The following is a 9656-nucleotide window of genomic DNA, read 5'->3' on the forward strand; positions in this document are numbered from 1 at the left end:
AACTCTTTCACCCATTTGCGCAGAACGTTCTCATGAACATCCAGGTCGCGCCCGGCCTGCGCCACCGACACCCCACGCTCCCTAACCAGCTTGACCGCCGCGATCTTGAACTCGCGACTGAACTTCCGTCTCTTCATCGGCCACCTCCGGCTTCATGAAACACCTAATCTCGGTGTCCATCAAACCGGCAGCAGCTCACCCCTCCGATGGCCCGCCAAAGCCGCGGTCACCTCTCGCGAAGGTCGACGAAAGGATTGTGACGATCTTGTCGCCGCCCCCATCTCTGACCACCACCTCGTTCTGAATGATCGCGCCTTTCTCCTTACCCTTGTCATAAATTCCCCTCACGCGGGCGTCCGCCGTCACGTTCGCCGCGACGGGTATCGGCTTGTGAAACGTAAGGTCACGTTCGCCGTCAACGACCATGACGCGATTGAGGTCAATGACCCCGGGGCGAGCGCCCCAAACGCACACGGAAGCAAACGTCGGGATCACCTTTAATGGCTTCGACGTCGCAAACGCTTCGTTGACAAATTGTAGCTCCTCCTCTTTCAAGGGATCTGAGCCCATGCCCACTCCAAGCGCATAGAGCATTACCTCCCTGTCAGTCCAGGAATAGCGAGTTCCACAGGTCCTTAAGTTTAGTGCAGCGGGATAGTCGAGTGGCATCCGAGCCTTTCTACAGTTGAGACCAGGGCACGCCGGCGGCTCAACTTGATTGCGCTTCGGGGGGCGGCGGGCCTACCGCACTCGCTCGGAGCCCATGGGCTAGAGGGCGTGCGTTAGATTTCATTGTTCGGGCAGATCATCAAACCAGCAGGCTGTCGCGACGTGCGGTCGGGAAAAGATCTTTCCGATCTTCTCGGTAACTTTATTCTGGTGGTAGCGCATATACACCCGGCCATCATGGGCTAAATCCAGAATCTCTATTTTTCCGGTGTAATGGGACATGATGTATTTAAATGTCTTCTCGATCCCGCTCAGACGTTGGTTGATGCCGCGCACAACCTCTAGGCCGCGGTCCAGTGGGACTTGGAAGTGCGATGCACCCTTCACCGGCCTCGCCTGAAATAAGTAGTAAGGTCGCACTCCGATTTCGTGGCATTTGGCAAAAGTCGCGGCCAATATCTCGGGATCGTCGTTGACTTTGGCGAGAAGCACGGACTGATTAAGGAATTGCACGCCTTGTGCTCGCAAGGCGCGAATTTTGTGCTCCGCGTCCGATGAGATCTCACCTACGTGATCGAAATGCGCGACGATGATTGGGGTTTTACCCGCCTTGTGGATACGCTGGAATAAGGCCGGTAGAGCGGAATCCGCAAACCGCCTTGGCTGATAGGCCAGCATTTTTGTGCCAAATCTGATGGAATTCAAATGGTTTATTGGCAGCAGGTGGTCAACGATCTTGTTCAGTTTGGCGGTGCTGAGCACGAACGGGTCACCTCCGGAAAGAAGTACGTTCGTCATCTCAGGATGGCGCGCAATATAGTGCGCGGCCTGATCGATATCCGGTGCGATTTCATCCGAAACCTTGCCCACAATGCGCTTGCGAAAACAGTAACGGCAATATGAGCCGCAGCGTTCCGTCACCAGCAATAAGCCGGTCTGGGCGTACTTGTGCTGGAGTCCCGGCACGACCGTGTTGTCGTGCTCGCCGCTCGTATCTAAAGTGCCCGGACTGTCGAACTCCTCGACTGAGGGCTCGACAACGTACTTCAGCTGATCGTAGTAACCGCTTTTGATAATTTGTTCGCGATAAAACGTTGTGACATGATAAGGCGTGATGTTGTTGGCCTGCAGTTCATTCTCGCTAACCACGCGCGTTTCTTCAATGAGCTTCAACACGTGTGTTCTGCAATCCAGCGGATGTGCTGTGGTTTCCATTGCCGGCACCTCCTGTGCCCTTATCATTGTTTCAACGCGATCTTCCCCCTCTACAATACAGTATCAACAGTCGACCGATACCTACCTGGTGTGGTGAGGACTATGGGGCCCGAGAGTTGCCAAAGGTGCACCGGTACTCGCCTGATGTCGGCGCGCCGAGGTTAGCGGCGCGACCGCGAACCTAAGTCGCAGCCATGAGAGCGCGAGATCACCTAAATCCCAAGGACACCCAATTAGGCTGCTTCTTCGTCCAAGTCGAGTGAAGCCCCTCTTGAGGCCGGCTGGCACCGCTCACTTGTCCGACAAGCAACGGCGACGCCAGGTACGCATACGACGAAGACCGCCTGATTGACGCATGCGCGCGGGGGCCGGGTAGCGCTATGATAGCGCTGCGTGAAGGTTAGGCAGCTTGCTGATCGGTGGGTTCGTCGACTTGGCGCGGGAGCTTCCATTCCCAGGGCAGCAGTTCGTGCAGACGCGAAGCGGGAAGATCGGCGATCCGGGCGAGGACGTCGGAGAGCCAGGCTTTGGGATCGACATCGTTAAGAGGACAGGTGGTGATCATCGTCAGCATGATGGCGGCGCGGTCGGCGCCGCGCAGGCTGCCGGCGAAGGTCCCATTTGCGCCTTCCCAAGGCGATGCCGCGCAATGCTCTTTCGGCGGCGTTGTTGCTGAGGCAGATCCTGCCATCGTCGAGGAGGCGGGCAAAGTCGGCCCAGCGCCTGGGCATGTAATTCATGGGTTTCAGGATCTCGGAGGAGCGCGAGAGGGTTTCTCGCTCGCGCAGCAGCGAGGCGTGCATGTCGTCGAGCAGCGGCTTGCTTGTCTCCTGGCGCACGGCACGCCGCTCGTCGGCGCTGCGGCCGTTGATGGCGCGCTCGATCTCGAACAACGTATCGAGGCGTCTGACCGCCTCCAGCGCGATCGGGGAGACCGGTTTGCCCTTGCCTTCCCTGGCGTTCTTCCGATATCGGCCAACTCGAAGAAGCCCCGCCGCGCATGCGCGAAGCAGAATGCCGGCGTGATCGGCATCGCTTTCCTTTGCGGGTCGAACAACGGCTCGAACCCGCTGTAGCAATCGGCTTGCACGATACCGGCGAACGCGGCCAGATGCTTCTGGGGATGCTCGCCCCGTCGATCGCTCGAGGCGTAATAGACCGCAGCCGGCGGCGCCGGCCCACCGTAGGGCCGGTCATCCCGCACATAAGCCCAGATCCGGCCGGTCGTGCACTTGCCCTTCGCCAGGATGCGGATGGTGGTGTCGTCGCCGTGAAGGCGCTCGGCCGCGAGCACATGACGCTCAATCAGCTGGAAGAGCGGCATGACGGCGAAGGCTCCCTGGCCGACCGGTCGGCCAGCGTCGACAACGGCAGGTCGATCCTCTCGGCCTTAAAGCGCCCACTCTGGCGGTTGAGCGGGATATGCATGCCGAACTTGTCGAACAGGATCGTCGCTAGCAATTGCGGACCGATGAAGCCGCGCGACGTGGCATGGAACGGTGCCGGTGGCTGGCTGATCTTCTCGCAATCGCCGCAAGTGAACTTCTCGCGCACGGTCTCGATGACCTTGAACTGGCGCGGCATCTCCTCCAGCGTCTCGGTCACATCCTCGCCCAGCTTCGCAAGGCGCGCCCCACCGCAACAGGCGCAGGTCTTTGGCGCCTCAATGACGATGTCGTCCGGCCAGGGCTTGCGTACCGGCCGCTTGCGCGTGAAGGCGCGCACGCTCTGGGTTTTCGCCGCGGCGGCGCGCGCGGCAAGCTCATCCTCGCTCGCCGTGGTGGCGAGTTCTTCGAGTTCCAATTCCAATTGTTCGATCAGCCGCGCCGTGCGCTCGGAGCGCTGCCCGTACAGTTCGCGCTTGAGTTTCTCGATCCGCAACTCGAGATGCGCGATCAGCGCCGCGTTATCCGACAGCTCCGCTTGCGCGCTGGCAGCCATCGCCTCGGCTCGCAGCCGGGCCTCACGCTCGGCCTGCAGCGCTGCCAGGGCACTGACAAGGTCCGATGGAAGGTCGTCCGGCTTCGATATCATGAAGTCATTGAATCAGATCAAGCAGCAGATTCAAACCCAAAACGGCTATCCGACCCGCGTCGGACGCTGGGTTTCTTGCGGGTTGCGCCAATCGATTCCGGACAACAGGTAGCTCATCTGCGCCGGCGAGATCGTCACTGCTTCGCCCGCAACCGAAGGCCAGATGAACCGCCCTCTCTCGAGTCTTTTGGTGAACAGGCATGCTCCCTGGCCATCGTGCCAGATCACCTTCACAAGATCGCTTCGGCGACCGCGGAAGACAAACAGATGACCGCTGTGCGGTTATGTTGCGCGCAACATAACCGCACTTATGTGTCGGACGAGATTATGTGGCGGAGGCGCCCTAACGCCAGCCAGGGCCGGCCACGGCTGGATTCCTCCGCCACATAATATTTCGTGGCCCTCGTGCGGACGTGGGATCCCCCTGCGCCGTTACGCCGGAGGGGCACAATGCTCGAGTTCTATTTTTCGTACCGTGGGGTGCTTAAACGCCTTCGTGACGGGGCGCTCGGCGCCGAGATGGATCGCATCGCGGGGCACTTTTTCTCGCTCGGTTACAAGCAAGCATCCGCTAAGCTTTATCTGAGCCGGATCGCGCGGTTCGCGCCGTTTTGCTGCAGCGCATTGCGGTTCACAGCCGATCGGCGAAGCTATCGTCGATAGCTATCTACGCACATTCACCACGGACTCACCGCGGATTGCGGCAGTGTCTGCGCTCCAACACGCGCGACGGGTGGCGCCCGAACGATTCATTGCCTCGACGCCTATTGTAGTCGATGATCCGGATGCTCCGCTTTTGCGCTCCTTTTCTGACTATCTGAGCAGGGTACGAGGCCTTGAGCCAAGGTCCCGCGAGGGCGTTCTCTTGGGCGCACGGCGCTTTCTGGATTGGCTCCGCCATCGCCATCCTGGCCAAGACCTCGAGGCGTTGACGGCAGAGCATGTCCTTGCCGCTGTCGAGTATCGGCTGTCACTCTCGGCGACCTCCGGCACTCGCACGGCGGCGATCTCTCACATCCGAACGTTTCTCCGCTTTCTGCATTGGGGTGGCCACCACGAGCAGGATCTGGCTCCCGTCGTCCCAAGAACGCCATATTGGCGACTAGCCCATTTACCGCCCCGGCTTTCGTGGGATGATGTTCGCCGCACCATCGATGCGATCGGCAAGGCGACGCCGATCGACCTTCGCGATCGAGCTGTCCTGTTGTTGCTCGCCACCACAGGCATTCGCAACGGCGAGCTACGCGCTCTTCAGCTCCGGGATATCGACTGGCGAGCTGGCGAGGTTTTTGTCCGGCGCACCAAGGGCAAGCGTGACCGAGTGGCTCCGCTCATCGAGGAGACCGGCGCCGCGCTCGCCGACTACATCCTACGGGCTCGACCGAAGTTCGATAGTCAGCATCTGTTCCTGTCCTTCACGCCGCCCGAGGGACCATTCAAGTACGCGTCGTCTGTTTCGAGGATCGTGCGGAAGAGATTGCAGCATGGTGGGATCGAGCTCGGTCCCGTCGGAGGCGCACATCTCCTGCGCCACAGTCTAGCCACCCAGCTCGTGGGGCGACGAAGGCCGATCAACGAGGTCGCCGATCTTCTAGGGCACCGGAGCATCAACACAACGGCGCTGTACGTGAAGGTCGCGGCCTCGCAGCTCGCTGAGGTCGCGCTCCCCTTTCCGGGAGGCGCCGCATGACCGCCTTCGCCGCATTCCTCGACGACAAGGTCGAGCGCTACATCGAGCTGCGCCGCTCCCTCGGCTACGCCTTCAACAAGCAAGCCGGCACGCTGCGGGCTTTCGTTCGCTACGTCGAGCGATCTCAGCTGGGTGCGCCCGCCACTCGGACGATGGCGCTGGACTTCGTCCTGTCGTTCGGTGGCGCCGCCGACAGCCGCGCGGTCCGTCACGGCGTGCTCCGCCGATTCTACGAGTACCTGGTCGTCTACGCCCCCCAGACCGAGGTCTTGGAGCGCAAAGCTTTCCCGCGGTTCAGGGCGATTCCGCCGCCGCGCATCCTAAGTGAGTCTGAGCTGACGTCGCTTATCGACGCTTGCAGCTTCATTTCGCCAGGGAACCTCTCACGGGCCGCACGATGGCGACGCTAATCGGATTGTTGGCCAGCACGGGGTTACGATCGGGCGAAGTGGTCAGCCTTGATCGCGGCGACGTCGATCTGACCAACGGGGTCGTCCTTGTCCGTAAAACCAAGTTCCGTAAAGACCGCCTGATTCCTGTTCACCCAACGACCCAGGCAGCCCTTCGTCGATACGCCCGTGAGCGCGACACCGTGTTTCCCAGGCCCAAAGGCGAGGCCTTCTTCCTCAGCTCGCGAGGCTGCCGTCTGTCGGCGACCGGCCTGCAAAGCAACTTCGCTAAGGCCCGCAAGCTCGCGGGTCTTAACAATGGCAAGCCTCTGCGACCGCACGATCTCCGGCACCGGTTCGCGGTGACCAGGCTCAGGCTGTGGCACCAACAGCGCGCAGACGTCCAAGCGCTGCTGCCCTTACTCGCCACCTACCTCGGCCACCAACTATAGCGACACAGCCTACTACCTCACCGCTCGTCGGATCTCCTCGCCATCGCGGCTGAGCGTGCCTTCCTCGACGGAGGCGCGGCATGAACGAACACCTCCTGCTGGCGCCGCTCCTGGAGTCGTACTTCCGTCGCCGGCTGACCAAGCAGCGCAACGCGACCTCCGCGACCTTAGCCAGCTATCGCGACGCCTTGCGCATGCTGATCCTCTTTGCCGCGGCGCGTTTGCAGAAGAAGCCGGCGGCGCTGGCTCTTGAGGATCTCGATCGGGACCTTGTTCTCGCCTTTCTTGACGAGCCTGAGGAGAAGCGGAACAACTCCGTCGCAACGCGCAACGCCCGACTAGCCGCGATCCGATCTTTCTTCCATCACGTCGCTGCCGCCGATCCCGCCTCGTTCGGCGTCGCCCAACGAGTTCTGACGATCCCCACCAAACGGGCCCACATCGAGGTGACGCATCTCACCAACGCCGAGGTGGAGGCCATCATCGCAGCCCCTGATCAGACGACGCCCCGCGGCCGGCGCGACCGGGCCTTTCTGCTCTTCTTGGCGAGAACCGGCGCTCGCGTGTCCGAAGCGACCGGCGTCAACGCGAACGACCTTCAGTTGGAGCGAGGACGCCCGCAGGTGCTGCTTCACGGCAAGGGACGCCGAGATCGCGTCGTTCCCGTTCCTAAGGATCTGGTGCGATCGCTGACGGACCTATTGAGCGAACGCGGCCTCGCCAATCATGAACCGGCCGATCTTTCGTCGGGGTCCACAACGAGCGCCTGACGCGTTTCGGCGCGACACACATCGTGCGGCGTGCCGCCTCCCAGTCCGGGTCCACGACGCCAAGCTTGGAGGGCAAGCCGATATCGCCGCACATCTTCCGGCATTCCCTCGCCATGAAGCTTCTCCGGTCAGGCGTGGACCTCCTGACGATCCAGGCCTGGCTTGGCCATACTCAGGTCGCCACAACCCACCGATACGCCGCTGCGGATGTCGAGATGATGCGCCGGGGACTCGAGAAGGCGGGCGTCTCAGGCAACCGCAGCGCGCGCTTCCGGCCGAACGACACCATCCTGCAACTGCTGGCCAACATCTGATTATTATGTGGCGGAGAAGCCCTGGGTGGCCGGCCCTGGCTGGCGTTCGGGCGCCTCCGCCACATAATCTCGTTCGACACATAAGAGCGGTTATGTTGAACGCAACATAATCGCACAGCGGCGCAGCCTTCGTGTTCCGATCGAAACGAGCGGACCGAATCAAGATTTTGGTGTGGGACCGAACGGGCCTGGTGTTGGTTCACAAGCGCCTCGAAGGTTGCAAGTTCGTTTGGCCAACGATCGCGGACGGCGTGATGCGGATGTCGCCGGCGATGTTCGCGGCCTTGTTCGAGGGGCTGGATTGGAGGTTGGTCCGCCCGGAAGAAGCACGGCGCCCGCAGGTCGCTGGATAAGTGCGGCAGAATGACTCGGCAGCTATTTTGAGCGTGGCACGCGCGGCGGCGATGTGCTCGAAATAGCACATGAGCATCGCGGCGCTACGCGGCGAAAACGAACGCCTCAAGGCGCTTTTGGCGCAAACGCAGGCGGCCTTGAGCGAGCATCAGGGGGCGCTGGCGGCGTCGGAGGAAGCGCGACGTCGGCTGGAGATCATTCTCGGCGAATTGCGACGCGAGAAGTTCGGCGCGAAGTCCGAGAAGCTGCGGCCAGATCAGTATCACTTGCCGCTGGAAGACGTGGAGATCGCGCAAGGCATCCTGGACGCGGCGCAGGAGAGAGCCGAGACTGTGATCCTTGGCCGATCGCGGAACGTGCCGGATCAAGGTCCTCATCGCAATCGCGGCTGCTTGCCTGCCCATTTGCCGCGGGTGGAACGGATCATCGAGCCTGCGAGCACGCTCTGTCCGTGCGGTTGCGGTGCCATGGCGAAGATCGGCGAGGACGTCAGCAAACGGCTCGACGTGATCCCGGCGCAATGGCGGGTGTTGGTCACGCGCCGCCCGAAATACATCTGTCGCCGCTGCGCGGGCCCCGTCGTGCAGGCGCACGCACCGGAGCACGTCGTGCCCGGCGGGCTGCCGACCGAAGCGGCCATCGCGCACGTGATCGTCTCCAAATTTGGCGATCATACGCCATTTTACCGTCAGGCCGAGATCTATGCGCGCCAGGGTATCCGGCTTGATCGGGCGACGCTGGGCAACTGGTCCGGCCGCGCCTGCTTCCATCTTCAGCCCATCGCGGACCACATGCGCCACCACCTGGCCATGGCGGATCGGCTGTTCATGGATGAGACCAAGGCGCCGGTACTCGATCCGGGGCGCGGCCAAACGAAGAAGGGCTACTTCTGGGCGATCGCCTCAGACGACCGCGGCCACAGCGGCCCAAGTCCGCCGATCGTGCTGTTCCGATATGCCCCCGGTCGCAGCGGTGCCTTTGCGGAGCAGTTCCTGGATGGCTTTTGCGGACGCTTCCTGCAATGCGATGCCTATGACGGTTATGACCGGCTGACCGAAGTCGTTCGACCGCAAGGGCCGTGGACGCTCGTGCATTGCTGGAGCCATTTGCGCCGGCGCTTCGTCAAATTGGTGCGCAACAGCAAGTCTCCGATCGCCGAGGCCGCCGTCCGGCAGATCGCGCAGCTTTACGCCATCGAAGCCATGGTGCGCGGCTCGTCGCCGGACATCCGGTTGGCCGCGCGCAAGGAGCACTCGCTGCCCCTCATTGCGGCTTTAAAACCGTGGTTTGAGAAGCAGCTTTCCATGATCTCCAGCGGCTCAACGCTCGCCGAGGACATCCGCTATGCGCTCAATCACTGGCAGGGGTTGACCCGCTTCCTCGAAGACGGGCGTCTCGAACTCGACACCAACCCGGTCGAGAACGCCATCCGGCCGGTCTGCCTAACCAGAAAAAATGCGCTCTTCGCGGGCCATGAAATCGGGGCAGAAAACTGGGCCATGCTGGCGTCGATAGTCGCTACCTGCAAGCTCAACAGCGTCAACCCGGCTGCCTACATCGCTGAAACACTCGAGGCGATCATCGACGGTCATCCCCATAGCAAGATCGATGATCTCATGCCGTGGCGATTCCGCAAAACGTCAAGCCAGCCTCAATAGGGTCACGGCTAACTTTCAATTACCCATAATCTTTGCCTCGATCGCGGCTCCCAGTTCGATGTCAGTCAGCCGCGATAGTCCGCGCCAGATCACGGTATTTCCTGGAGGCGG

The 9656-nt window shown here is 61.6% G+C and carries 10 protein-coding genes and 2 pseudogenes; 7 read left to right on the top strand and 5 right to left on the bottom strand.

All coding sequences use genetic code 11. The annotated features are described in order from the left end of the window. The 5 genes and pseudogenes from IVA92_RS00410 to tnpB form a co-directional block, all read right to left on the bottom strand. Positions 1–137: transposase (locus IVA92_RS00410; RefSeq protein ID WP_247279864.1), on the bottom strand; the 137-nt coding region annotated here is incomplete at its 3' end. A gap of 58 nt (positions 138–195) precedes the next feature. Then, positions 196–594 carry a MaoC family dehydratase N-terminal domain-containing protein gene (locus IVA92_RS00415; protein ID WP_247281342.1) on the bottom strand — a complete coding sequence of 133 codons (399 nt, stop codon included), beginning with the start codon at positions 592–594 and terminating at the stop codon, positions 196–198. 195 nt (positions 595–789) lie between these two features. Continuing rightward, a complete protein-coding gene (locus IVA92_RS00420) occupies positions 790–1884 on the bottom strand; it encodes a KamA family radical SAM protein (protein ID WP_247281343.1) in 1095 nt (364 codons plus the stop codon). A 400-nt stretch (positions 1885–2284) separates the two neighbouring features. Continuing rightward, positions 2285–3918, bottom strand: a pseudogene (locus tag IVA92_RS00425) (IS66 family transposase). A gap of 45 nt (positions 3919–3963) precedes the next feature. Beyond that, positions 3964–4188 (bottom strand): annotated as a pseudogene (gene tnpB, locus IVA92_RS00430) (IS66 family insertion sequence element accessory protein TnpB); the annotation flags it as partial. A gap of 180 nt (positions 4189–4368) precedes the next feature. Here tnpB and IVA92_RS00435 point away from each other — a divergent pair. The 7 genes from IVA92_RS00435 (at position 4369) to IVA92_RS00460 (ending at position 9545) form a co-directional block, all read left to right on the top strand. Further along, complete coding sequence (locus tag IVA92_RS00435) at positions 4369–4581, top strand: hypothetical protein (protein WP_247281344.1); 213 nt, start codon at positions 4369–4371, stop codon at positions 4579–4581. 265 nt (positions 4582–4846) lie between these two features. Beyond that, complete coding sequence (locus IVA92_RS00440; protein ID WP_247281345.1) at positions 4847–5608, top strand: site-specific integrase; 762 nt, start codon at positions 4847–4849, stop codon at positions 5606–5608. After that, a complete protein-coding gene (locus tag IVA92_RS00445) occupies positions 5605–6018 on the top strand; it encodes a hypothetical protein (protein WP_247281346.1) in 414 nt (137 codons plus the stop codon). The genes IVA92_RS00440 and IVA92_RS00445 overlap by 4 nt, the downstream gene beginning before the upstream one ends. Beyond that, entirely contained in the window at positions 6006–6449 is a 444-nt protein-coding gene (locus IVA92_RS00450) for a tyrosine-type recombinase/integrase (RefSeq protein ID WP_247281347.1), read from the top strand. Before IVA92_RS00445 ends, IVA92_RS00450 begins: the two co-directional genes overlap by 13 nt. Positions 6450–6529: 80 nt before the next feature. Next, entirely contained in the window at positions 6530–7219 is a 690-nt protein-coding gene (locus tag IVA92_RS00455) for a tyrosine-type recombinase/integrase (RefSeq protein ID WP_253075214.1), read from the top strand. Positions 7220–7242: 23 nt separating this feature from the next. Further along, complete coding sequence (locus tag IVA92_RS35640; protein ID WP_346658107.1) at positions 7243–7533, top strand: tyrosine-type recombinase/integrase; 291 nt, start codon at positions 7243–7245, stop codon at positions 7531–7533. 422 nt (positions 7534–7955) lie between these two features. Then, on the top strand, positions 7956–9545 hold the full coding sequence (locus IVA92_RS00460) for an IS66 family transposase (protein WP_247281348.1): 1590 nt from the start codon (positions 7956–7958) through the stop codon (positions 9543–9545). The last annotated feature ends 111 nt before the right edge of the window (positions 9546–9656 follow it).

The sequence above is a fragment of the Bradyrhizobium sp. 154 genome, assembly GCF_023073875.1.
GTDB lineage: Bacteria > Pseudomonadota > Alphaproteobacteria > Rhizobiales > Xanthobacteraceae > Bradyrhizobium.